This window comes from Haloquadratum walsbyi J07HQW2 (assembly GCF_000415985.1).
Classification (GTDB): Archaea; Halobacteriota; Halobacteria; order Halobacteriales; family Haloferacaceae; genus Haloquadratum; species Haloquadratum walsbyi_B.
This window is the reverse complement of the sequence record NZ_KE356561.1, coordinates 1,398,456-1,422,731: the sequence shown is the minus strand read 5'-3', so window position 1 is coordinate 1,422,731 and position 24,276 is coordinate 1,398,456. Positions and strand designations below refer to the sequence as shown.

General features: G+C 48.0%; 24 protein-coding genes and 2 tRNA genes. 19 read left to right on the top strand and 7 right to left on the bottom strand.

Annotated features, from left to right (window positions below):
• The first annotated feature begins 207 nt into the window (after nt 1-207).
• The 14 genes from J07HQW2_RS06570 (at nt 208) to J07HQW2_RS06500 (ending at nt 8,663) form a co-directional block, all read left to right on the top strand.
• Nucleotides 208-292, top strand: a tRNA-Ser gene (locus tag J07HQW2_RS06570).
• Between the two features lie 39 nt (nt 293-331).
• The gene (locus J07HQW2_RS06565) at nt 332-856 is read left to right on the top strand and encodes a 30S ribosomal protein S13 (protein WP_021054638.1); all 525 of its coding nucleotides are present in this window, start codon (nt 332-334) and stop codon (nt 854-856) included.
• A gap of 15 nt (nt 857-871) precedes the next feature.
• Complete coding sequence (locus J07HQW2_RS06560) at nt 872-1,399, top strand: 30S ribosomal protein S4 (RefSeq protein WP_021054637.1); 528 nt, start codon at nt 872-874, stop codon at nt 1,397-1,399.
• A 6-nt stretch (nt 1,400-1,405) separates the two neighbouring features.
• Nucleotides 1,406-1,807 carry a 30S ribosomal protein S11 gene (locus J07HQW2_RS06555; RefSeq protein ID WP_021054636.1) on the top strand — a complete coding sequence of 134 codons (402 nt, stop codon included), beginning with the start codon at nt 1,406-1,408 and terminating at the stop codon, nt 1,805-1,807.
• A 6-nt stretch (nt 1,808-1,813) separates the two neighbouring features.
• Nucleotides 1,814-2,602 carry a DNA-directed RNA polymerase subunit D gene (locus J07HQW2_RS06550; protein WP_021054635.1) on the top strand — a complete coding sequence of 263 codons (789 nt, stop codon included), beginning with the start codon at nt 1,814-1,816 and terminating at the stop codon, nt 2,600-2,602.
• Nucleotides 2,603-2,975: 373 nt separating this feature from the next.
• A tRNA-Leu gene (locus J07HQW2_RS06545) sits at nt 2,976-3,060 on the top strand.
• 38 nt (nt 3,061-3,098) lie between these two features.
• Nucleotides 3,099-3,449: a 50S ribosomal protein L18e gene (locus tag J07HQW2_RS06540; RefSeq protein WP_021054634.1), complete on the top strand. Its 351-nt coding sequence runs from the start codon at nt 3,099-3,101 to the stop codon at nt 3,447-3,449.
• Nucleotides 3,446-3,883: a 50S ribosomal protein L13 gene (locus tag J07HQW2_RS06535; RefSeq protein WP_021054633.1), complete on the top strand. Its 438-nt coding sequence runs from the start codon at nt 3,446-3,448 to the stop codon at nt 3,881-3,883. Before J07HQW2_RS06540 ends, J07HQW2_RS06535 begins: the two co-directional genes overlap by 4 nt.
• Nucleotides 3,877-4,275, top strand: coding sequence for a 30S ribosomal protein S9 (locus tag J07HQW2_RS06530; protein WP_021054632.1), 399 nt, complete (start codon nt 3,877-3,879; stop codon nt 4,273-4,275). The genes J07HQW2_RS06535 and J07HQW2_RS06530 overlap by 7 nt, the downstream gene beginning before the upstream one ends.
• Before the next feature lie 12 nt (nt 4,276-4,287).
• Nucleotides 4,288-4,482: a DNA-directed RNA polymerase subunit N gene (locus J07HQW2_RS06525; RefSeq protein WP_048075179.1), complete on the top strand. Its 195-nt coding sequence runs from the start codon at nt 4,288-4,290 to the stop codon at nt 4,480-4,482.
• Between the two features lie 421 nt (nt 4,483-4,903).
• The gene (locus J07HQW2_RS06515; RefSeq protein WP_021054630.1) at nt 4,904-5,101 is read left to right on the top strand and encodes a DNA-directed RNA polymerase subunit K; all 198 of its coding nucleotides are present in this window, start codon (nt 4,904-4,906) and stop codon (nt 5,099-5,101) included.
• 2 nt (nt 5,102-5,103) lie between these two features.
• A complete protein-coding gene (eno, locus tag J07HQW2_RS06510) occupies nt 5,104-6,309 on the top strand; it encodes a phosphopyruvate hydratase (protein WP_021054629.1) in 1,206 nt (401 codons plus the stop codon).
• Nucleotides 6,306-7,151 (top strand): 30S ribosomal protein S2, encoded by an 846-nt coding sequence (gene rpsB, locus J07HQW2_RS06505; protein ID WP_021054628.1) that lies wholly within the window; start codon nt 6,306-6,308, stop codon nt 7,149-7,151. The genes eno and rpsB overlap by 4 nt, the downstream gene beginning before the upstream one ends.
• A gap of 474 nt (nt 7,152-7,625) precedes the next feature.
• A complete protein-coding gene (locus J07HQW2_RS06500; RefSeq protein WP_021054627.1) occupies nt 7,626-8,663 on the top strand; it encodes a zinc-dependent metalloprotease in 1,038 nt (345 codons plus the stop codon).
• A 40-nt stretch (nt 8,664-8,703) separates the two neighbouring features.
• Here J07HQW2_RS06500 and J07HQW2_RS06495 read toward each other — a convergent pair whose 3' ends face one another.
• Entirely contained in the window at nt 8,704-8,982 is a 279-nt protein-coding gene (locus tag J07HQW2_RS06495; protein ID WP_303704004.1) for a hypothetical protein, read from the bottom strand.
• Nucleotides 8,983-9,078: 96 nt separating this feature from the next.
• Complete coding sequence (locus J07HQW2_RS06490; protein ID WP_021054625.1) at nt 9,079-9,654, bottom strand: hypothetical protein; 576 nt, start codon at nt 9,652-9,654, stop codon at nt 9,079-9,081.
• 134 nt (nt 9,655-9,788) lie between these two features.
• Between J07HQW2_RS06490 and J07HQW2_RS06485 the strand changes: the two genes are divergently transcribed.
• Nucleotides 9,789-12,605, top strand: coding sequence for an AAA domain-containing protein (locus tag J07HQW2_RS06485; RefSeq protein ID WP_021054624.1), 2,817 nt, complete (start codon nt 9,789-9,791; stop codon nt 12,603-12,605).
• 128 nt (nt 12,606-12,733) lie between these two features.
• Here J07HQW2_RS06485 and J07HQW2_RS06480 read toward each other — a convergent pair whose 3' ends face one another.
• Nucleotides 12,734-15,625 carry an ATP-dependent helicase gene (locus J07HQW2_RS06480; RefSeq protein ID WP_021054623.1) on the bottom strand — a complete coding sequence of 964 codons (2,892 nt, stop codon included), beginning with the start codon at nt 15,623-15,625 and terminating at the stop codon, nt 12,734-12,736.
• A 131-nt stretch (nt 15,626-15,756) separates the two neighbouring features.
• Here J07HQW2_RS06480 and J07HQW2_RS06475 point away from each other — a divergent pair, with 131 nt between their 5' ends.
• Nucleotides 15,757-16,599, top strand: a complete 843-nt coding sequence (locus J07HQW2_RS06475) for an MBL fold metallo-hydrolase (RefSeq protein ID WP_021054622.1) — start codon at nt 15,757-15,759, stop codon at nt 16,597-16,599.
• Between the two features lie 120 nt (nt 16,600-16,719).
• On the opposite strand, the gene J07HQW2_RS06470 is transcribed toward J07HQW2_RS06475, so the two are convergent.
• Complete coding sequence (locus tag J07HQW2_RS06470; protein ID WP_021054621.1) at nt 16,720-17,610, bottom strand: isopentenyl phosphate kinase; 891 nt, start codon at nt 17,608-17,610, stop codon at nt 16,720-16,722.
• 2 nt (nt 17,611-17,612) lie between these two features.
• Nucleotides 17,613-18,629 (bottom strand): mevalonate kinase, encoded by a 1,017-nt coding sequence (gene mvk / locus J07HQW2_RS06465; protein WP_021054620.1) that lies wholly within the window; start codon nt 18,627-18,629, stop codon nt 17,613-17,615.
• 169 nt (nt 18,630-18,798) lie between these two features.
• On the opposite strand from mvk, the gene J07HQW2_RS06460 reads away from it, so the two are divergent.
• Both J07HQW2_RS06460 and J07HQW2_RS06455 read left to right on the top strand, forming a co-directional pair.
• Nucleotides 18,799-19,866: a M20/M25/M40 family metallo-hydrolase gene (locus J07HQW2_RS06460; RefSeq protein WP_021054619.1), complete on the top strand. Its 1,068-nt coding sequence runs from the start codon at nt 18,799-18,801 to the stop codon at nt 19,864-19,866.
• A 407-nt stretch (nt 19,867-20,273) separates the two neighbouring features.
• A complete protein-coding gene (locus J07HQW2_RS06455) occupies nt 20,274-20,747 on the top strand; it encodes a 50S ribosomal protein L11 (protein WP_021054617.1) in 474 nt (157 codons plus the stop codon).
• Between the two features lie 703 nt (nt 20,748-21,450).
• Here J07HQW2_RS06455 and msrB read toward each other — a convergent pair.
• Nucleotides 21,451-21,885, bottom strand: coding sequence for a peptide-methionine (R)-S-oxide reductase MsrB (gene msrB / locus J07HQW2_RS06450; protein WP_021054616.1), 435 nt, complete (start codon nt 21,883-21,885; stop codon nt 21,451-21,453).
• Nucleotides 21,886-22,214: 329 nt separating this feature from the next.
• On the opposite strand from msrB, the gene J07HQW2_RS06445 reads away from it, so the two are divergent.
• Nucleotides 22,215-23,324: a pyridoxal-phosphate-dependent aminotransferase family protein gene (locus J07HQW2_RS06445; RefSeq protein ID WP_021054615.1), complete on the top strand. Its 1,110-nt coding sequence runs from the start codon at nt 22,215-22,217 to the stop codon at nt 23,322-23,324.
• 107 nt (nt 23,325-23,431) lie between these two features.
• Here J07HQW2_RS06445 and J07HQW2_RS06440 read toward each other — a convergent pair whose 3' ends face one another.
• The gene (locus tag J07HQW2_RS06440) at nt 23,432-24,133 is read right to left on the bottom strand and encodes a surface glycoprotein (protein ID WP_021054614.1); all 702 of its coding nucleotides are present in this window, start codon (nt 24,131-24,133) and stop codon (nt 23,432-23,434) included.
• Nucleotides 24,134-24,276: the final 143 nt, after the last annotated feature.

Genomic DNA, 24,276 nt, shown 5'->3' with positions numbered 1-24,276 from the left:
CAGCAACGTGCGTCAACCAATGTGCTTTCACGATATCAACACAGCAGCTCTTTTGAATGCTCTTTGGTGATGTATACGCTTTAGACGTGCATAATCGGAGATATACTTTCGTGAGTCTTAAATAGCGACCTCGCTTTGGAATTTATACAATATGATGTAGGGGGGACCGACTCCCGAGTCCAAGCGGGCGACAGTATAAATTGATGTGTTGCGGTAGCCAAGTCTGGCCCAAGGCGCTGGATTGCTAATTCAGTGGCGTAATGCCTCCGGGGTTCGAATCCCCGCCGCAACGCTCATTGGAATCAGATAATTGCCGTGATCAACTTAAGCTATGAGTGCAGATAACACACAAGACGACGCCCCCGAGGAGGAAGACGATGACCTCCGTTATTTCGTCCGAATTGGGACGACAGATCTCGACGGGACGAAAACGGTTGAGCGGAGTCTCACCGACATGAAAGGTATTGGCAAGCGTACCGCACGTATAATTACCGACGTGGCAGCCGTCGATCAACATGCGACGTTTGGTCTTCTTGAAGAGGATGAGATTGATTCGATCGTTGATGCTGTCGAAAATCTTGACGACCACATCCCGGAGTGGATGGCAAATCGTCGTGATGATTTCTTCAGCGGCGACACCGATCATAAAACCGGATCAGATCTCGAAGAGAAACGCCGTCACGATATTAACCGGATGAAAATGATTGACTCATACAAGGGTGTCCGGCACAAACGTGGTCAGAAAGTCCGTGGTCAGCGAACGAAATCCACAGGACGTACTGAGGGGACAATCGGCGTCAATGTTGAAGCGATCAAAGAAGAAGCAGCCGCCGAAGCTGCGGAAGAAGAGGAATAATCACAGTGATATACTATGTCAACTGGAAGTAATACAAAACGCTACGAGACCCCAAATCACCCGTACCAGGGTGAACGTATCGCTCAAGAAGGCGACTTATTGGGTCGATATGGTCTGAAGAATAAAGAGGAACTCTGGCGAACGCAGTCTGAACTTCGTAAATATCGACGTGAGGCTCGTCGACTTATTGGTGAAGCACAGGGTGATGTTGAAGTTGCTGAGGCTGCAGGTGAGGAATTCCTGAATCGACTTCGTCGATATGGTATCCTCTCAGCGGATGATGACATCAGCAAGGTGCTTGGACTCGACGTTTCTGACATTCTCGAGCGTCGGCTACAAACAATCGTTTATCGCCAAGGGCTTGCAAGTACGCCAAAACAGGCGCGTCAATTCATCGTGCATGAGCACATCACTGTTGATGGCGCACGTGTCACTCGTCCATCGAAAATGGTCAAACAGGCCGAGGCAAATGACATTACGTTTGATGAGAATAGCCCACTCGCAGATAGTCTTCACCCGGCTCGCGCCGAGGGACAGGAGTAATTACATATGAGCGAATCTGAATCTGGGTCTACTGAAAAGCGATGGGGCACTGCACACGTCTATGCATCATTTAACAATACTCTCATCACCGTCACAGATCTGACTGGTGCTGAAACGATTGTAAAGTCATCCGGTGGTGCAGTTGTGAAACAGAACCGTGACGAAGCATCGCCGTACGCAGCGATGCAAATGGCTGAATCTGTTGCTGAAGAAATTAAAGCAGCAGGTATTGATGGACTCCATGTTCGTGTACGCGGTCCTGGTGGAAACGGTAATAAAAGCCCTGGTCCAGGTGCCCAAGCAACTATCCGTGCACTTGCCCGCGCTGGTCTTGAAATTGGTCGAATCGAAGATGTCACACCGATTCCACATGACGGAACACGTGCACCAAAGAACAGCCGCCTCTGATCACTGATGACCGACGACTTTGAGATTGAGTTCATCGAACGGGACGCCGATGACCGGAGCGCACGCTTTCTTGTTCGGGGTGTAACCCCTGCAGTTGCAAACGGTATTCGCCGCGCGATGGTTGCTGACATTCCAACATTTAGTATTGAGGATGTTCGATTTGTTGAGAATTCATCGGTAATGTTCGATGAGATGATCGGGCTTCGATTAGGACTCACTCCGCTGACGACACCTGTCGATGATTTCAATACTGGGGATACAGTGACGCTTTCGCTCGATGTTACCGGTCCAAAGACCGCATACTCCGGTGATATTGTTTCATCTGACCGTCTTGTTGAACCTGCTGATGAGAATATCCCGATTATCGAACTCAAAGAAAATCAGCGACTTGAGCTTGAGGCTGATGCAGTTCTTGACACAGGTAAGTCTCATGCCAAACAACAGGGTGGTGTTGCTGTTGGATATAGACATCTTCAACGTGTTGAAGTAATTGGTGATGCTGATGAGGTTGCTGATGAGCAATCACATATCCTCCGAGGCGTTATCGAAGAGGGCGCAGCCTCACATGCTACCGATGAAGCAGCAACAAATGGAGATCTTATTCCCACCACAGAATTTGATAGTGATCTAACGAATCGATATCCTGGTAAGGAGCTGACCGTTTCAGATGTCCCACATGCTGTTGTATTTCATGTTGAGACAGATGGATCCTTTGGAGTTCCCGAACTTGTTGAACGAGCAGCACGCTCACTTAGTGACCGTGCGGCTGAACTTGAGACAAAGGTCGCTATCTAAAATTCACTGTATAGCATCGGCACAGAATCACACTACACACCACACATACAATACACGTCATATACACACAATCGAATGACTGTCTCTTCATCTCACCATCGACGCATCTGTGTCTGCCCACAGACTCATGACTTTGTGTGCAGCACTGGAGCTGACCGATATTGTCTAATTTCGAACTCGGTCACACCTTCTGCACAGCCACCGACACCTGCGGGTGCGGTTGCACGTGCATCTCAAAGCGTCGAAAATCCAGATACTGATCCTACCGGTAGCCTGGATCTGAATTTTAATAGAAATACTGTTGATCCGTGGTCCACCGGTGTGTGTCGGACCGAAAGGAGTATCAGGGATCATCAAAAAAATCAGAATGTATGCAGGGATAGCCAAGTTTGGTCAACGGCGCAGCGTTCAGGGCGCTGTCCCGTAGGGGTCCGCAGGTTCAAATCCTGCTCTCTGCACTCTAGTACTGTAGTTTCTCAATACGGAGTTGATAAGAATGAGTAAAACAAATCCGAGACTTGATAGTCTCATCGCCGAACTAAAGGCGAAGTCCCGCGCGTCTAATGCCACTGTCTGGCAGGACATCGCGGATCGCCTCGAAAAGCCACGGCGCACCCACGCAGAGGTCAATCTTGGGCGTATTGAACGATACGCACGCGAAGATGAGACCGTTGTTGTTCCCGGCAAAGTGCTGGGAAGCGGTGTGCTGCAAAAAAACGTCACTGTTGCTGCGGTTGATTTTTCATCAACTGCACAAACAAAGATCGAACAGGTTGGGGATGCTGAATATCTCCGTGAATATGTCAAAGAAAATCCCGAAGGGAGTAATGTACGGGTGATTCGATGAGTCTTGCTGAATTTGACGCTGATGTCGTTGTAAACGCACGAAACTGTATTCTTGGTCGTGTTGCAAGTGAAGTTGCACAATACGCACTTGAAGATGAGACAGTTGCAATCGTCAATGTTGAGGATGCTGTGATTACAGGGTCGGAAGAAGATGTAATGAGTGTTTATGAGACCCGATCAGAACTTGGTTCTGATCAGGGTCCTGCATATCCATCGCGTCCAGATGGGATTTTCAAACGTGCCGTTCGCGGGATGCTTCCATACAAAAGTGACCGTGGACGCGAGGCGCTCTCGAATGTTCGTGCATACGTCGGAAACCCATATGATGATGATGGCGAAGCAATCGATGGAACAACGTTGGATCGACTTTCAAACATCAAATTCCTCTCACTTGGAGAGATTTCTGAAAATCTTGGAGCGACAGTCACATGGTAACGAATACATCCGGTAAAAAGAAGACAGCAATCGCCCGCGCAACTGTTCGCGATGGCAAAGGTCGTGTCCGTATCGACTCTCAGCCAGTCGAACTCGTTGAACCAGAGATGTCCCGCCTCAAGATGCTTGAGCCGTTCCGTATTGCCGGCGATGATCTCCGATCACAGGTTGATATTGATATCTCTGTCTCTGGCGGCGGGTTTGCCGGGCAAGCAGACGCAACACGAACGGCTATTGCTCGTGGATTGGTTCAGCATCTCAACGATGCAGAACTACGTGATGCATACATGGACTTTGATCGATCACTACTCGTCAACGACGTACGACAGTCTGAACCGAAAAAATGGGGTGGTCCAGGTGCCCGTGCCCGCTATCAAAAATCATACCGCTGAGGTGAGCATAGTATGATGATACCTGTCCGATGTTTCACCTGCGGTACCGTTATTAGTGAACATTGGGACGAATTCAAACAGCGGGCACGCGATGGTAATGAGGATCCAGGAGAGGTTCTTGATGACCTTGGTATTGAACGCCATTGCTGTCGTCGAATGATGGTCTCACATCGAGATCTTGTCGATGTCGTTGCACCATACCAGTGACCCGAATTCAAGTTCAATGTCGAAGTCGCGGTTCACGTCAAGATCAAACTCAAGACTTCTTGACGCTGTTCTCACGTGGACAACTGCGACCAGACCCTAGCCACAATCAGTATACTCTTATATTAAGTCGATGGACAGGAACTAACCCCTGTATCGATACCGGCACCAATACCGACATTCACACTGATATCAATAATAATATCTCTGTGAGCGCACAGCCAAGTCGAGTGATCAAAACCGGTACTAATAGTAGCCTGGGCGTGCGCTTAAGCATTAGACAATATATCGATACACATCAGACACGCGACAATCGGAACAGCACAAATCGCAGTCATCGACAGCCGTATTACTGTGACTGCAGTCGCAATTACACACAAATGTTCGGTTCAATCACAGTCACAGAGACCACCAGGTTCATACCATGAGTCATTCACAAACCCACACACAGCCACCGTATAATCGGTATGAGAAAGCTCGTATTCTTGGCGCACGTGCGCTTCAGATTTCTTACGGCGCCCCTGTGCTAGTCGACACTGAACAATCCGAACCGATCCTTGTTGCTGCTGAGGAATATGATGCGGGTATTCTTCCGTTCACTGTCAAACAGGAGGACAATTAGCGATGACACAGATAACAAATATCTCACTACGTCGTATTCTCGACTCACGAGGAAATCCGACTGTTGAAGCCGATGTCTTGACACAGTCCGGCGGGTTTGGACGAGCGGCAGCGCCAAGTGGGGCAAGTACTGGTGAGTACGAAGCAATCGAGCTTGATCCCGCTGAGGCAATCGCAAACGCTCGTGAACGCGCTATTCCTCGGCTTATCGACACAGTGCACGCTGGAAATCAACGCGAAGTAGATGCTGCACTACATGCGGCAGATGGAACTGGCAACTTCTCTGAGATTGGCGCGAACAGTGCTGTTGCAATCTCGATGGCTGCTGCAAAAGCTGGATCAGATGTTCTTGGCGCTCCTGTATATCAACATCTCGGCGGAACATTCCGCGGGGAATCACTCCCCACCCCACTTGGGAACGTCGTTGGTGGTGGCGAGCATGCTAAAGAAGCAACACACATTCAAGAATTCCTATCAGCACCAATTGGGGCACCAAATATCGCAGAGGCTGTCTTTGCGAATGCTGCTGTCCATGCACGTGTCTCTGAGATTCTTGACGAACGTGGTGTGCCCGCTGCGAAAGGCGATGAGGGTGCATGGGCGCCACCTATCAGTGATGCTGAAGCATTTAGCCTCGTTGACAAAGCGGTTGCTGATGTTGAAGACGATCTTGGCTTTGAGATCAGATTTGGACTTGACATGGCTGCTGCAGAACTGTATGACGCTGATGCAGGTGGGTATGTCTACGGTGATGAGGTCAAATCAACCACAGAGCAGGTCGAATACGTCGCTGAAATGATTACAGAATATGATCTTGTCTACGTTGAGGATCCACTCGATGAGAATGATTATGAGGGATTCGCTACCCTCACTGATCGCGTCGGTGATCAAACGTTAATCTGTGGAGACGACCTGTTTGTGACGAGTGTTGAGCGACTACAGACCGGTATTGATACTGATGCTGCGAACTCAATTTTGATCAAGCCAAATCAAATCGGCACCCTTACCGATGCGTTTGATGCGATTGAATTAGCTGGCGAACATGGATATGAGACAGTTGTTTCACACCGCTCAGGTGAAACTGAGGATGTAACAATTGCACACCTCGCTGTTGCGACTGATGCTGGATTTATTAAGACTGGCACGGTCCAAGGTGAGCGAACCGCGAAACTAAACGAACTTATCCGCATTGCGGAGGACGCAGTATGACAGAAAACGATAACGAAGTGGTCGAAGTTGTTGATGACGACGAGGCAGTGGTCAACGAGTCCCCTGTTGACGTTGACACAACGACCGAGGCCGACGCTGATATTGAGACCGATGAATCGACCGAGAGTACCCCAACCGCGAACAACGCTACTGCGGAAGGGGGAGACACAGCCACCCAGGCGGGCGAAACAGGTGCTGATGCCGAACCTGATGATGAACTCGAGGGACCAACATTTGATGAGGACGTGATGCCGGATGAAGAGGCAGACCTTCTCATCCCCGTTGAGGATTATCTTTCTGCTGGTGTTCATATTGGAACTCAGCAGAAAACAAACGATATGGAACGGTTCATCCATCGTGTCCGTGATGATGGGCTTTACGTGCTGGATGTCAGCCAGACAGATTCACGAATCCGAACGGCTGCGAATTTCCTCGCGAATTATAATCCCGATCAGATGCTGGTTACAAGCTCGCGACAGTATGGACGTTTCCCTGCAGAGAAGTTTGCAGACGCTGTCGGCGCACGTGCACGCACCGGGCGATTTATTCCTGGAACACTTACGAATCCTGACTATGAAGGATATATCGAACCTGATGTTCTGGTTGTCACTGACCCAATCGGCGATGCACAAGCAGTAAAGGAAGCAATCACTGTTGGTATCCCGGTCATTGCAATGTGTGATTCAAATAATCAAACGAGCAATGTTGATCTCGTTGTTCCAACGAATAATAAGGGTCGACGCGCACTCTCTGTTGTCTACTGGCTTCTCGCTAATGAGACACTTGACCGTCGTGGGGCTGATTCACTGTACGCACTCGACGAATTCGAGGCTGAGATCTGAACTAAAAAACAGTATAATCGATACAACGACTCTGTTTATTTCAACCTACTACGTCCGAGCTGTGCGTATATAAAAGTGAATCTACACAGCATAACTATCTTTAGATACACTGTACAGCGACACTGATACTACCCATACGTTCAGATTCATCTCTCAGGATACAATTATCAGCTCACTCCAGGCTTGATTACTGAGTTCAAATCAGAGCCAAGACAAATAATCGATATTAATATGTTATGGAAACTTTTGATATTCGTGAGTATATAGATGTGCGCTGTTTCGGTGGTCGAAAGTAGTACGGGACGTTGAAGCCTAAGGGTGCTATCGTCAACAGAGCGACAGGTGGGCCTGTGCTTTCCGAATTAGTATCAGATGAGGAGTTTCTGTATTGCAGTATAATAAACAGCTATTAATTTGATTACAGCCAACCTATTCGCCAATAAACGTTTTGAGCCTTCCGAGTTATATTATAGTATGAGTCTATATCAGAGCGCTCGCGCTGTTGCTAACGCTCGTGGCGGCGAGACGGAATGGATTGATTGGCGTGCAACTGCAGAAGCGGCAAAACAAGCACGTAATAAGGGGATACTCACACTTGATGCTTCGGAGCGTCGTGCATACGCAAACGATGTTCGCGACGCTCGATCTCAACTACAAACTGTTGGTGGGCTTGAGTTTGATATCCCACAGACGATCGAGGTGCAAAATCGCCATCACTGGATTGATGCAAATATTAACACCTTTGAACGGATGCTTGATCCAGTTGATATCGCGACATTGATTGATGATAATGATGCGCTGAATGGTCCCTCTGGGTATGCAACTCGAATGGTCAACACCGGTTCAATGGCGGCTGCATTAGCATTCCTCTCGGGAAACGTTCTTGGACAGTATGATCCACAGCTTCTCTCGAACGCAGCGAATCATGACACCCATAGCGTTGAGACAAGTGACAGCCAAACAACAGATAAAAATGCCCACGAATTATATTTTGTCCATCCGAATATTGTTGCTGTTGCCGCAGAATTAGATGTTGAGTATCCCCGCTTTCGCCGGTGGATTGCATTTCATGAGGTAGCACATGCAGCTGAATTCGGTGCTGCCCCGTGGCTTCAAACACATCTAGAAGACCGGATTGAATCTGGTCTTGAAGCCCTCACAGGCGGACGACTCGATCGATCTGCATTCAGTGATGTCGATGTTGTCATGACTGCCGTTGAGGGATACGCAGAGCTATTGATGGACCGGGCTTTCGATGAGGCATATGCGGATCTTCGTGCTAAACTTGATGCTCGCCGAGGTGGTGGCGGACCAATCGCTCGTTTATTCCGACGATTACTTGGACTTGGTATGAAGGAACGACAGTATGAACGTGGAGCCCAATTCTTTGAGACGATTGCTGACCGGCGTGGGGTCAAGGCTGCGGCAACTGTCTGGGATGACCCACGCCACCTACCAGATGAGTCTGAACTTGACAATCCACAACAATGGATCCGGCGTGTCAATCCCTGAGAATGCGTGAATAGAAGGGAGGGGTAGCGTCTCTCAACCGCTAGGACCGCCGTGTCTCTCGACGCTCCGTTTTCGAAAACAGAGACTGCCACCATTGTACTAAAAACCATAATAATACGCTCCCAAGCGCCAATCCGCCAACAAAGCCAGCGGCGATGATACCGATTCCACCGCCAGCTTGTAATGCAGTGAGTCCCCCGGATGCACTGACAAGCGCGATAAATCCAATCTTTAGATTCCGACCGGCGATTGTCCGCTCGTCATCGGTCATGCTTGGTCCGACCATTACACTGCTACCATACATTGCATCATACTTCAAATAGTATGACACTGGTGATTACGACGAATTATCTCTGCTACCTGTTATTTGCCATTATATCAAAAAATAATGTGATCCGCGATGGTGTCTGTATAATTACTGGAACCCACGACCTACCTCATCAGTCTCGACGAGGTCATCAAGATCCTTCGCAAGCAGATCATCAGCATCTTCGAACGTCTCAGTAAGTTCATTTAGTTCCTCAGGTCGCCCATCGAATTCATATTTCATTGGACCAAATGCCGGACTCTCAAGTGCATCCATGACGTCGGTGAAGAAGTCATCAGATGAGGTTGGTGCCTCGGCATGAACGCGAACCGTCTCTTCGAGACGCTTTGCCATTGACTTCGCATGTTCCTCATCAGTCGGTGGTGATTGCACCGCGAACCGACCTTGCTCATCAAGTTCACTATCCTGTTGTTGTGTTTGCTGTGGAAGCAAGGGATCGAGTTCATCATCGATCCGTCTGGCGACCTGAGTTCCAACGCCTCGAAGTTCTCGCGGATTCTTTGCATATGTTTTCAGCTCATACACCCCGGCATTTGGATGCCCTAAGAAGAGATCCTCACCAAGACCTTTCTGCCGCGTCCCGGCAACAGCTCGCCACCCATCTGGATCGACATCTGCTTCCGTTACATCCGTCAGAATATCTTGCCAGTCTCTAATGTGCATATTCAATATAAGGAGCCACGGGTGAATGAGTATAACGGCTACAGAGATGGCAGACGATATTTTGGGGTCAGTTTTGAGTTATCTGTCATGATGCGACCGATAGCGTCTTACTCGTCCACCCGGAGATATGCGACGTGCAACTCCGCGGACAGATCATCGAGATTGATAACGAACGTGAGGTCACCACAGACCAGGGATCGCGATCGCTTGTCGAAATAACTCTCCGTGTCGATGATCTTCCGGAGAATGAGACGGACGAACTCACCATTTCTGATTCATCTCTCCCAGATACCCCAATACGAACGCTCACACTGTGGGGTGACTGGGCGGAAACGGCGACGTATGCCGAACCCGACATGGAGTTGCTTGTGAGCAAGATTGAGATCGATGAATATCATGGTGACATACGGTATTCAACGACAAGTGATTCGTATGTCATCCTTGAGCCCTCATTCATCGTTGATGTTACGGACATCCGATCATGGGTACAGTGTCCACGGATGTATTATCTGAATAAACTCTCTGGAATCCCGCTGAAATATCCAGTGGTGAAAGGAACAATCGTACATGAAGTCTTTGGCGATCTCCTCCGTGGTCGTGATCTTGCCTCCTCAATTGATGACCGTGTTGAGGAGGTTGGACTTGAATTAGGTCTTCTCGGTCGCGATGCTGATGCTGTTCGTGAGGAAGTTAGACAGAATGCGACTGCAATTGAGGGCTGGCTTGATCAGGGAACACTTGATCCGTCTGAAGACACGTGGCGCTCAGAGCAAACACTCATTTCACCAATGTTTGGAATCAAAGGACGTGCTGATGCACTCCGTCGAGGGACACCTGTTGAGCTCAAAACTGGTAAGAATACAAACCGCGATCCCCGATTCCAAGATAAGATTCAGGCGGCTGCATATGCACTCATCCTTGTTAACCGTGGTATCGACGTTGACACAGGGACGCTTCTTTATACAAAAAATACAGCTGTTGACCGGACCGAGGAGACCGGCGATCTTTCTCCAGCGAAGGATTTCTCGATTGGTCCTGGGTTATTGAAATTTGTCGTCCGTCAGCGAAATGAGATTGCTGCGATGGAGTATGATATGTCTATTCCAACCGGACATGAAGCAGATGCGATATGTGAATACTGCTTTGAACAAGACACCTGCCGTGTCGTTGCTGGTCGACTTGACCAGGAATCGAAAGCTGGACAGGTCGGGCAGGCACTCCCAGCCGACGAACGAGAGTATCTTGAGGAATTCTATCAGGCAATTGAAAGCGAACGTCGCGCCGTTCATGACGAATATCGGAAGTTGTGGACGCAATCATCGGCTGAGCGAGCTGCTGATGATAGAGCGTTGATTGACCTTACACCAGCGGGAACTACCCAGCTCGATAACGGTCGATGGAAACTTCGTGCAACTCGTGATGATGATGCTGTCTCAAAGCTTCGAAGTGGAGATATTGCCCTTGGAAGCAACGGAGACCCAATCACAGGACAATCAGAGGTATGTCGGATACGAACTCTTGATGCAGATGGTGATGGTGAGGGAACAGTCGTTGTCACTGCAGATGAAGAGATCACACTCAGACGACTTGATGTATATCCATCTGAGATTGGTGTTGACCGAATGTTGACCGCACTCGATGACTTCATTCTTCGTGGTAATAAGACACAGAAGGCAGTCTTCTTCGACCGTCGCGAACCAACATTTGTTGATCGTGCGGATGAAACATATATTTCGAACAATAACGCACAAAATCGCGCGGTAAGACGTGCAGTGAACGCTGAGGATTTTGCACTTATCCACGGTCCTCCAGGAACCGGCAAGACATATACCATTGCACAACTGCTGTCAGTTCTTGTCGCTCGCGGTGAACGTGTACTGTTGTCAGCCTTTACTAACCGTGCGGTTGACAATGCGCTTACAGCCGTCCGTGATATAGATGTTGATGTCTCGGATAAGAATATCGTCCGCGTTGGAACCGATTCAGGGGTTGATGATGCAATGCAGGATGTCAAACTTGATCAGACCGGATCTCCTGAAACGTGCGCCACAGCAATTCAGTCGGCGTCGGTCGTTGCTGCGACGACATCAACGTGTGGCTCGCGAGTCATGCGTGAGCAGTCCTTTGATATTGCGGTCATCGATGAGGCGTCACAGCTGACCGAACCAAACACACTCGCCGCAGTTGCTCTTGCAGACCGTGTTGTGCTCGTTGGCGATCATCAACAGCTACCACCAGTTGTTCGTGCTGATACCAGACTTCAAACGTCGCTTTTTCAACGACTCATTGATTTGCATCCTAACTCATCAGTTCTATTGGATCGCCAATACCGCATGGCACAGCGTATTCAGGCTTTTTCATCGAAACGATTCTATGATGGTGCGTTACGACCGGCAACACAGACAGTCGCCACACAACAACCAACTGACCTTCTTGATGAGCCACCGATGAGTCCAACGATAGATGGTGGTGATGGATATCGACAACAACAGCAATTGAGCGCACATCACGACAGTCAAACAGAAGAGGACACGCTTCCAGCATATCTTCGTGACCCAGTGGCCTTTATTGATCCTGAGGGCAGGCGGGATGGAAACACAAACGTAGCCGAGGCTGACCACATCGCAGATATCGTCACAACATACATCAACGCTGGTGTTGACCCATCTGATATTGGTATCATTGCCCCATTTCGAGCACAGGTCGCTGCGATTAGTCGACGAACATCAGTAACAGTCGATACAGTCGATCGATTTCAAGGATCAGCAAAAGAAATAGTTATTATTTCGTTTGTTGCGACCAACTCACTTGAGGAACCGATCTTTGAAGATACCCGCCGAGTCAATGTTGCGATTACCCGCGCTCGAAAAGGGCTCGTCCTTGTCGGTGACACAACCGCGCTTTCATCAGACCCTTTCTATGCAGAACTTCTTGAATGGGCAAATCAGTAATTTATTTATGATCTTACTGAACTTAATTTTCGGCTGAATGGATTCTCTTCGCTCATGCGCTGACATGTTGAATAGAAGCAATATCCGTTCTCTGTCATACATCTGCGCTAATTTTATAATTCTGATAGTTAGCTCGATGATGTCTGTGTCTCCGTCTCAGATGCTGTTTCTTCATCTCCAATTTCTGCTTGTACGCGAGCATGGAAATCCTGTAAAACAGCACTTTCGTCTTCTGCAAGCACGACATCGCTCGCTGCAAGGGTCGCAAGTCCAAATGCCCGCGGCGAGGGCGAATCAACTTGGACAGTTTCGACAATCAACTCATTAGCTTGAATATTCCTGAGCGCGCCTTCAATTGCATCTACATTCAGCTTATCTTCAAGAATCTCTCTATACGTTTCATCAATCACCGCAAATGAATCGAGCTCCTCTGCAAATGACAATAACATCTCTGAGGAGACCTGTTGTTGCGCGGCGGATTTCTCGTATCCTTTGTATCGTTTTAAAATCATCAACGACCGTGTTGCATTGATTCGGAAATACCGCTTCAAAAGATCAGTCCCATCGAGCGCTGATCGGAGATCCGATCGTGCTTCTGATGGCTCGATTGACTCAAGTACCGCGCCAACATCCACCTTGCGATTGAGCGGCATCACGAGCGTAAACCCATTATCGGCGACAGCGATCTTCACATTTGCATTGGTCTGTTGCGCGCAGTGATATGCTAGTAATCGCGAAAGCCCGTCATTAAATCGGCGACCATACGTTGAATGAATATAAAATCGCCGCCGATAGGAGTCTTTATCGAGTTCTTCCTCGACAACGAGACGATTATCTGTTGAGACGCTCGTCGCCCCAGTATACTGTCGTTGTTGATCATATATGCGGGTAATCGCTTGGGCACTATTCGTGTCAACTGGAAATGTATTAAGCCATTGACGGGTTGCCGCTGCTCCATCCGCTTCTAGTCGATTAATTAGTTCACCCTGGAATGCAGCAATCTCTCGACCAAGGTCATATGATAATGGAAGTCGCTCGGAAAACCAAGAAGGAACAGTTGGGCGTTCACTGGTGCGGTCAACATAAACTTTTGACCCACGCCGATATCGATATTCAAATCGATCACCACCAAGGACGAATACATCACCCTTCTCGAGTGTGTCAAGATAATCTTCATCGAGTGTGCCAACCTGTTTGTCCTCACCGCGGGTCAGGACCGTACACGAAAACGAGTCAGGAATCGTCCCAATATTCGTCATATAAATAACTCTTGCAAGTCGTCCTCGCTTACCAATCAGGGGAGCACCGACGGGGAACTCTTCATGATGATGTTCACCCGATGGGGCGTCATTTGTATCTCGCCAGATCTTTGGATAGACGTTCTTCTCATCAAGTCCATCATAATCTGCTGTGAGATATCGAAGCAACTCTTCCCAATCATTATTATTGTATTCACGATAGGGATATGCGCGCGTCAATATCTCCTGAAAGGTAGCTTCTCGTCTGATTGCGTTGATTGCCATTCCATAGATATGTTGAGCAGCAACATCATGGGCACCTTCAGGAATGAATACCCGATCCACAAACCCTGATTCGGCTTTCTGTAACATTACCGCACACTCAACAAGCTCGTCTCTGTCAAGTGCAATTACTCGCCCCTCGACAGTTTCCCCAAGCTGATGCCCCGCACGACCTACTCGCTGTAGCAACGCAGCGACGGACTTTGGTGACCCAACCTGGACAACAAGATCGACATGCGGCATATCGATTCCAAGTTCAAGGCTTGTTGAGGTTGTTACAACATCAAGCGTTCCTGCTTTTAGCTCCGACTCAATCTCTTGTCGTCGTGTCTTTGAGAGACTTCCGTGGTGACATCCAGAATTTGATTCATCGAATGTTCCTGAGCGGTTTCGAAGTGTCGAGAGCACTCGCTCAGCTCCTGACCGTGTATTGGTGAATACAATTGTGTTCTTGTGATCATCGATGAGTTGCTCAAGACGATCATAAAATCGTGCTTGTACCTCACCACGGGGTGTATAAATTAAATCATCAGTTGGGCACTCAACACTTATGTCAAATTCGCGGACAAATCGTGTATCAACAAGTTCGTACTCACGTGGAGTGCCATTATCATTATATCCAACTAGAAATTCGCCAACTGTAGAAAGTGGCTCAACTGTCGCTGAGCAACCAATTCGTGTTGGTGATGTTTCCGTGAGCGCTTCAAGTCGTTCCAGTGAGACTGATAGGTGCGTACCACGTTTGTTGGCAGCAAGACTGTGTATCTCATCAACGATTACATATTCAATACTGCGGAGTTTCTCACGGAATTTTGGAGCGTTGAGTAAGATTGCAAGTGTTTCTGGTGTTGTATTAAGAATATGTGGTGTCTCTTCAAGCATTCGTTGTCGTTCCGCTGAATCAGTATCGCCATGCCGAATCGCATGTCTGACATTAATATTTGTACCCGCATCCTCATCATCAGTGCTTCCGTCTGCGGCTGCGGCGGTTGTTGGTTGGTCAGTTCTATCAGAATCAAAATCAGTAGTATCGTTCGCCCCTGTCGCGATTATCCGTTCGCGAATCCCTGATAAGGGCACAGCCAAATTCCGGTGAATGTCGTTTGCAAGCGATTTTAATGGTGAAATGTACAAACAGTATACCTGATTTTCAAGTCCTTCATCACGTCTGCGAGCGCGTTTAAATAGGTCATTCAATACTGCGGTGAATGATGCCAGTGTCTTACCGGATCCTGTTGGTGCACAAACGAGTGCATTCTCTTTTTGATCGACAAGTGGAATTGCCTCTCGTTGTGGTGGGGTAAAGAATCCATCATTTTCATCAACATATCGACCAAACTGACTGACCCACCATTCTTGAACAGCTGGATCAAGTTGGTCCAGCACATCCGCGTCGTTGATCTCGACGGTCGTTGGGTCGAACGTGAATGATGATTTATTCTCATTGATGCGTGCCCGCTCTGCGGCTTCACGAAGTAACGTCCGCCCACGCTGAGACATGATAAATGACTTGAGCTACGGATGTAAGTCGGTTCTGTTCGAGTTAGTGTTGAAATCAGTCACGATATTATTATATTGACTTTCGATATTTCATTCCGAATGCATTTGCAGTCCGTTACATTAGCACATACATGCGTTTGACCTTTCTTGGAACAGGTAGTCCGATGCCGGTCGTTGACCGTGCACAGACAGGGTCATTACTTACTACGGATGATAGAGATCGAGCGCTGCTTGTTGACTGTGGTAGTGGTGTTCTTCAGCGTCTCGCCGCGACTGAGGTCGGATATGAAGGTATCTCATCGGTGCTTCTGACACATCATCATCTTGATCATGTTACGGATTTACTCCCGTTAATCAAAGCCCGGTGGCTGGCTGGTGAAACCTATCTTGAGATTGTCGGACCTGCTGGAACAAAGGCACTCGTTGATGATTCACTCGAAATACACGAATATCTCTCAGATCAGGTTGAGTTACGCATCCGCGAGGTTGGGCCAACTGAATTTACTGTTGCAGATTTCGATATTGAAGCCAAACGAACTGATCATTCAGTTGATGGACTCGCATATCGAATCACTGAGCCAACACAGAATGTGGACACCGATGCACAGACGACAAAAATGGGTACAAATAACTCAGCGACCGTTGTTTTTTCCGGCGATACAGAGGCAACAGGCAGGATAGCACGCCTTGCTGATGGGGCTACCGTTCTTATCCATGATTGCTCATTTCCCGATGGGGTTGATGTCTCGGGACACCCAACACCATCCCAACTCGCGAGTGTACTTAATGGAGTCACAGTCGGTCGTGTATATCTCACACATCTGTTTCCGCGTACAGAGGGCAATCATGAGACGATACGTGAACGTATTCAACAGGAGTATGATGGGGAAGTCAGATTTGCCCACGACGGTCTCAGTGTTGATATCACCGTAGATACATCCGATAGTGCCGACAACGCGACAACTGAACATTAAGCTTATACCGAATATTGATTATTAGATGAATTACTGTTGAGTGATATGTGTAATTAAATTAATAACACATTTTCTACTGATGTGCTACTCATTTGATATTGATATTATGAATTCAAAACATCAATTAACTGTTGTTCCGACATCTTCGCGAGTAAGAAAGCCATTGAGTGCTGTTGGTTCGAAAATATGTGCAGGGACATTGAGATTTAAAAGCGTGCGAACCTTTCCTGCCATCCCGCCGGTGACATCGGTTGTGTCCGCATCTCCGAGCACACCTGCAACCGACTCATAATCTGTAATCTCTGGAATTATCTTCCCATTATCATCGTAGACACCTGCAACCGTCGAGCAAAGTCCAACGCGGTCAGCAGTGAGTTTTTCTGCGATTGTCACGACAATCTCATCACCACTAAGAATAGTTGTTCCGGAATGTGAATCAATAATAATATCCCCATGCGTGACCGGTACAAATCCCTGTGCGAGCATTTGCGAAAAGGGACTGATTGGTATCTCAAGCGTTGAATCTGAGTCCCGGGTCGCAACCGACAGTGGGTGAACTGGGACTGCGGGGACACCGACCGTATGAAGCGCCTCAACGACAGTGCCATTCAGCCGTTGCATTGCATCATGAACCTCACAAATAGCGGCTGCATCAGTAGTGCCCGATGTTGTAGTTATATTATGACGTTCTGCGTGATGATGTCCAAAACTCCCTCCACCATGAACGATGATCAATCCTCCATGCTCGGTGTTTGAATTATGATTTAATTGAGTGGCAGCTCCTTCCGACGCATCAACCGCATGTTGTTCATGATCTGTGGTATGCGCTGATTCCGCCTGGATAAATGCTGAACCAATCGTTTCAGTGACTGATCCAAGCATATCGGTATCAACTGCTTCTGGCGTCGTCTTATCGGTAATGACACTCCCACCGAGTTTGAGCACAGTCATATTTTCACCACTCGCAGTCGGTCTTGCTGAAACAGATATTTCCTCAGTTTCCTCTGACATTGTCAGTCCTCCTCAACGCGCACTCCAGTGCGATCCAGTTCTGCTCGAAAAACGTCGTGGCACTCTGCGGTATATTCTAACGCCGTTTCTGTCTCTGACGTTTCATCAAGTGCAACAATACACCCACCACCACCTGCCCCGGTTAACTTGGCACCATGTGCACCGGCTTCACGCGCAGCCCAAACCATATTATCTAGTGTTCGCGATGACACGCCAAGTGCTTCGAGTAGCCCATGATCAAAGTCCATGAACTGACCAAGCTCTGTGAGGAGTCCTTGTCTTGGGGTAGTCTCTGGATTAGCGTTGTTAAGTAGTGTTTCACCCTGTCGAACAATATTGCCAATACTTTCGACTGTCTTTGCTGCAAATTCATACTGTGAGCGTAGTCTCCGCACTCCGGCAACGAGTTCGCCTGTGTCACCTGCACCGCCATCGAATCCGATCACAAACGGAAGACTCGGAGCTGTCAGCCGCCGACATTCATCGCCTTCGATATACACAACACCGCCCATTGCCGAACAGAATGTATCTGCTCGTGAAGCCTGTCCATCTTGGACATCATATTCTGCGTTATACGCACGTTGTGCAACCTCACGACGATCAAGTGGTGTGTTGAGTTCACGTGTCGCAGCATCGATGCCAGCAACGACGACAGCAGCAGACGACCCTAGACCCGCACCAAGCGGAATATCACTCTCGATGGTAATATTAAAGCCAACATCCGGTATTTCTGCGGCATCACGTGCTTGTTCGACAGCGGCATCGACATATCCCATCGCAGCGTCGACAAGTGCAGTTGGGACATCAACATCAGGGCGATGCTCAGTATCACCGGTGTATTCAACAGTGAATCCGTCTAAACTGAGATCGCGTGCTTCAACCCGAATATGGTTATCAGAACGACGCTCAACCGTGACTGTGGCACGTCGTTCAATTGCACATGGAACTGCCGGTTCACCATATACAACTGCATGCTCACCGAAGAGATATACCTTCCCAGGAGCAGTTGAAGTAGTCATATGCTATTCACGTGCAGTCGCTAGTTAATCAGTATCGGTTAGTAATGTAACAAGAATGATATGTGATATGTATCCCTCGTTGTAGATATGGTGATTTGAATGTCACTTTTTGGAATATTCGCATAATGCCGAACGGTACATTCAGGGGCCTTTCGACCGAATGTAGAGTATGGATGACACCAGACGTGAATTTTTGACGGAACTCTTGACAACACCAAGTCCATCAGGCTTTGAGACGAGTGGTCAACGAGTATGGGTAAAATATGCTCAGCAATTTGCCGATGAGGTAAGCACTGATGCATACGGCAATGCCGTTGCAGTGTATAACGGTGATCCTACCTGTGATGTCTCTATTGCATTTGCTGGTCATGCCGACGAGATTGGGTACATCATTCGTGATATCACGGATGACGGATACCTCCGCATCAATCGCATCGGTGGTGCTGACCGGACTGTCTCGAAGGGACAACATGTGACGGTTCATGCTGAAACTCCCGTTGCCGGTGTTATTGGACAAACAGCGATTCATCTTCGTGACACCGGCAGTGAATCATATGATGATATCGACGAACAGTTCGTTGATATTGGTGCTGAGGACGGTGATGACGCACATTCCCGCGTTGAAGTCGGCGACCCAGTCACCGTTGAAACGCGCGTTCGATCACTCGCTGACACACGGCTTGCAGCGCGTGCGCTCGATAATCGCGTTGGTACCTGGGCGGCTGCTGAAGCGCTTCGGGCTGCTGCAACACGCACTCAACCTGATGCAACGGTCTATGCTGTTAGCACTGTTCAGGAAGAAGTCGGTGTTCAAGGAGCGAAGATGGTCGGATTTGATCTTGACCCTGATGCGGCAGTTGCAATTGACGTCACTCATGCTACCGATAATCCTGATATCCCAGGAAACAGTGCTGGTCCAGTTGAGCTTGGTTCCGGACCCGTTGTTACTCGTGGTAGTGTAAATCACCCGACATTAGTGACACTTGCACGGGATGCAGCTGACACAGCAGAGGTTGATATCCAACTACAAGCAGCAGGATCTCGAACTGGAACTGATGCTGATGCATTCTATACAAGCCGAAGCGGTATTCCAGCGTTGAATATCGGTATTCCAAATCGATATATGCACACGCCAGTCGAGGTTGTCGATACGACCGACCTCGATGCCATTGCATCACTCACTGGTGCGATGGCTGCGAGTGCTGATGATGCTGCACCATTCAAGCTCGATATCTAGTATCTTCACCACATATCCTCAGGTGAAGAATGATAATTTTCTGTGATTTGTCTGTCATCAATAATAGAGTCACTCAAAAGCTCAGACGGACTATCTGTATGATTAGTACTCTTTGATGAGAAGCCCTGATTTCGCATTGAATCAGCGTTGTCTATACGACTATACAATAGTCACAATCATAATACGGTGTATTGGGATGGAATCTGAGTATCATATAGACTGATTTCCAATTATCATATATATAGCAACAATCTAGCATCCAGCGTCGTCCCGGCAATATCGTACTTGCATACACCAATTTCAAAATAAATTAATTTCGATGATGTCACAAAACGACCTGAAACTGTCTGACACGGCTGTTCGGACGAAAGAAAACGGTTAATAGTCACGATAGGGTGCAATAATGTATGGCTGGAACTATTGAAGTGCTCATTCCTGGTGGGGAAGCTAACCCAGGTCCGCCGCTTGGTCCAGAACTAGGACCGACACCGGTGAACGTACAGAACGTCGTCCAGACGATCAATGATGAAACAGATGCATTCGATGGGATGGAAGTACCTGTCACCGTCGAATATGAGGATGATGGTGATTTCTCCATCTCTGTTGGTGTCCCTCCAACAGCTGAATTAATCAAAGACGAAGCCGGCTTTGAGTCGGGTTCTGGTGAGCCACAAAAAAACTTTGTCGCGAATATGACTGTTGATCAGGTTAGAAAGATCGCCGAACAAAAGTCATCAGACTTACTCTCATACGATACATTCAATGCTGCAAAGGAAGTGGTCGGTACCTGTACCTCACTTGGCGTCACGATTGACGGCAACAATCCACGCGAATTTAAATCACGCATGGAAGACGGTGAATACGACGATAATCTCAAATAATATTTACTTCAATATTGCTTGTATTCTTTTCTACTAATTAATTCGATCATCATACTCTGATACTAGTTCATGTCTTCCGCGGCATCTACATATACCAAGGCGAGTGCCTCGGAGTCGGGGCTTTGATACTGTACTGATGTGACCCCGTGACCGTGGGTGAAGCCGACATGAACAGTTCAGTTATGAGGCTACATGTCTTCTCGAAAATCACAGCCAGAAAACCTCACAGACGAATTAACGATCTTGATCTTAATCTACTGCTGGCTGCGACAGTTTGGAAATGTGACCCTTCTCACCATCCGCGATTGGCGGTGCGACGGGGACAGGGGTTTCACCGGGTCATGGTCACGGTGGAGCGATCGGCTCCCACTCCCACGGACACACCACGTGTTCGGGTGTGACTTCCAGCCGACTCCTCATAAAAAAGGAGGAGATCGGGAGGAATTGACTGAAATTCCCTTGCCGAGGCAGTGCAGTGCAGCCTAAACAGAAAAGTATCAAATCTCTGTCCCCAAGGTACTTCACCTCAATGATATCACTCTAAGGACACTGTTATATCGTCTAAAATAATAATATTGTATCGATATTTCATTTTTGCTTAGATGTCATCACCAGGTGGTTTTGCTACTCCTTCAGCTCAACACAGTTCATATCTGTATATTTTGATATCTGGGTATTCGTCCCAAACTCTGAGTGAGATTACTCATTCTTGATCCGTATCATGATCAAGTGCAACGGCATTGATACAGTACCGCTGACCTGTCGGTTCTGGTCCATCTTCAAACACGTGTCCGAGATGACCACCGCACCGGCTACAAAGCACTTCAATTCGCTCCATCCCGTGTCGAGTGTCAACCTGTGTTTCGACTACCTCCTCATTTGCATCGAAAAATGACGGCCATCCTGTCCCAGAATCAAACTTTGTTTCATTATCGAATAACGGCGCATTACATCCTGCACATCGATACTGTCCATCATCGTCCGGTTCGATATTTGGTCCACCGAATCGTGGCTCTGTTCCACGCTCTCTGAGGATTTCATACTGCTCATCGGTGAGTATTTCTTGCCATTCTGACTCTGTCGACGGAAGTGCATCCCCTTTCGAAGTCGTATCAATATCTGATTCAGTCTCTGACATACCAGCTAATACGCACTGCATGCTGATGAATCCGCGCCCCGATCCGATGGACAGCGAATAGTTTAAATCGTTTAATTGAGTGTGAAATCACCTATCTTACCGAAAGCTGATGAAGAGAATTCATAATCATGAATCTGGTACGACGCCATAGAGTTCCGATACGTGTTATGATTGAGGTTATATCACTAATGCGGTTGTTACACAGAATTGAAGCGAAGACCCACAGAGGGATTTAATGGCTTGGTGGATATAGAGGTACGTTGACCGCCACAAATCAAAAGTGCCATTCCATCTCCGTCCGCAGCAAAGACTAGACAGGTGATTACATAATGGATAAACAACAATATACTGATGATTATCCGGATAAGACGCTGTATATTCCCGGACCAACAGAAGTGCGCGATGAGGTCCTCGAAGCGATGAGCCAACCTATGTTTGGTCATCGTATGGATCAAATGACTGATCTATACACAACGATTGTTGAAGATACGAAGACATTTCTCGGGACTGATAATGATATAATTATTCTCACCGCCTCAGGTACTGAGTTTTGGGAGACTTCAACGCTCAATCTTGTTGATGAGCATATGTTGTGTACGACGTGTGGAAGCTTTGGTGAGCGCCACGCAAACGTCGCCGATCGACTTGGAAAAAACGTTGATCGGCTTGAGTACGAGTGGGGAAAAGCAGTCAAGCCCATGGATGTCCGTGAGGCAATTGAATCTAGCACTGTCGATTACGATGTTGTCACATGTGTGATGAACGAGAGTTCAACCGGTGTCCGTAACCCAATTGAAGAGATTGGTGACGTTGTTGCTGAATATCCGGACACTTACTTTGTTGTTGATGCGGTTTCGTGTCTTGGTGGCGATTATATTGATATTGAAAAACATAATATTGATGTTATTTTTACTTCTTCACAGAAGGCATTCGCAATGCCACCAGGACTGGCGATCTGTGCTGTCAGCGATGATGCGTATGAGCGTGAACTTGAGAATGAGTCCGCATCATGGTATGGCGGGTTTCAGCGCTGTATCGACTATTATGATCGTAAAGGTCAGACACACTCAACACCCGCAATCCCTGTAATGTTAGCCTATCAAAAACAAATGGAGTATATGCTTGAGGAAGGTCATGATGCGCGGAATCAACGCCACCGTGAAATGGCTGAGTACACTCGATCATGGGCGCGCGAACACTTCGAGATGTTCCCTGAGGAGGGGTATGAATCACGGACTGTTGCTTGTATTGAAAATATCCAAGATATGGATGTTGCTGCTACAATTGATGCTGTCTCAGACAAATATGATATGGAATTCTCAAATGGCTATGGTTCGACGCTTGGTGAAACAACCTTCCGCATTGGACACATGGGCGAACATGATATTGAATCAATCAAGATGCTCACAGACGCTATCGAAGATGTAGCTGATCTCTAACTGTGTAACAAGAACTCAGATAATATTTAAATTATAGTGACGAAAGTTATTGCGCGTCGACATGCCAACTACGTCTACCGATAGATATTTTCTATTACACTCAATATTCACCAGCGCACGTATGTGTATATAGGATCAGCATTCTCTATTGACGGAATACTCAAAATGCCGCCGTCACCACTGACGGGACCAGGAAGATCCAGATCAAGTGTTGACGAATCGGTCACGCCACTTGAGCTGTCTCCGTCCGTTGCAAGTTGAGCATCCAACTGGTAGGTTCCATCGGTGTCCGTCGTATGGCTAACACCGTTGGTGTCAACTGCTGGACCGATTGAAATCCGGATGATATCATCTTGGTTAAGAGCAGTGGTACCAGTGGTCGCTCCTGCATCAACGTCAATCTCAAGCGTAGCCGTGTCTGCAGTTTTAACGGTTAGGTCACTAGTACCGGTATAGGTCGTTCGGTGAGTACCGTCGTTAGCGAATACCTCAATAGCTACGTCAGCACCACCTATACCACTGTAATCGAAACCATCGTCACTATCTGTGATTGTGAACGTATCAGCGTTTGTGGCATCACCGAGCACCTCAGAACTGTAATCACTTCCAGTTGCCGAGAGATTGATTGAGTATGTGTGATCGGTGTCGCTTATACTTGAATCAGCATCGGCTGGATTAGCCGCGGCGAACCCTGCTGAGGTGTTGGCCGCCGCAGAGCCAGTAAACGCCACGCCCGCCATCATCACGGACGTGACCATGATGAGCGCGAGGAACGCGGCACGCGCTTTCTCGCCGATATTACCGCTCATGCTGTGGCCTCCGTATGAGTCGGGCTCTTCGCGCCCGCATTAGGTATGCCAGGCTCTCGTCAGTACGTAACACTCCTTACAGTAGTATGATAATTGACGACAAGGGATAGGTCTCTGAGTGTCGCCACCACGACGGTAGTACG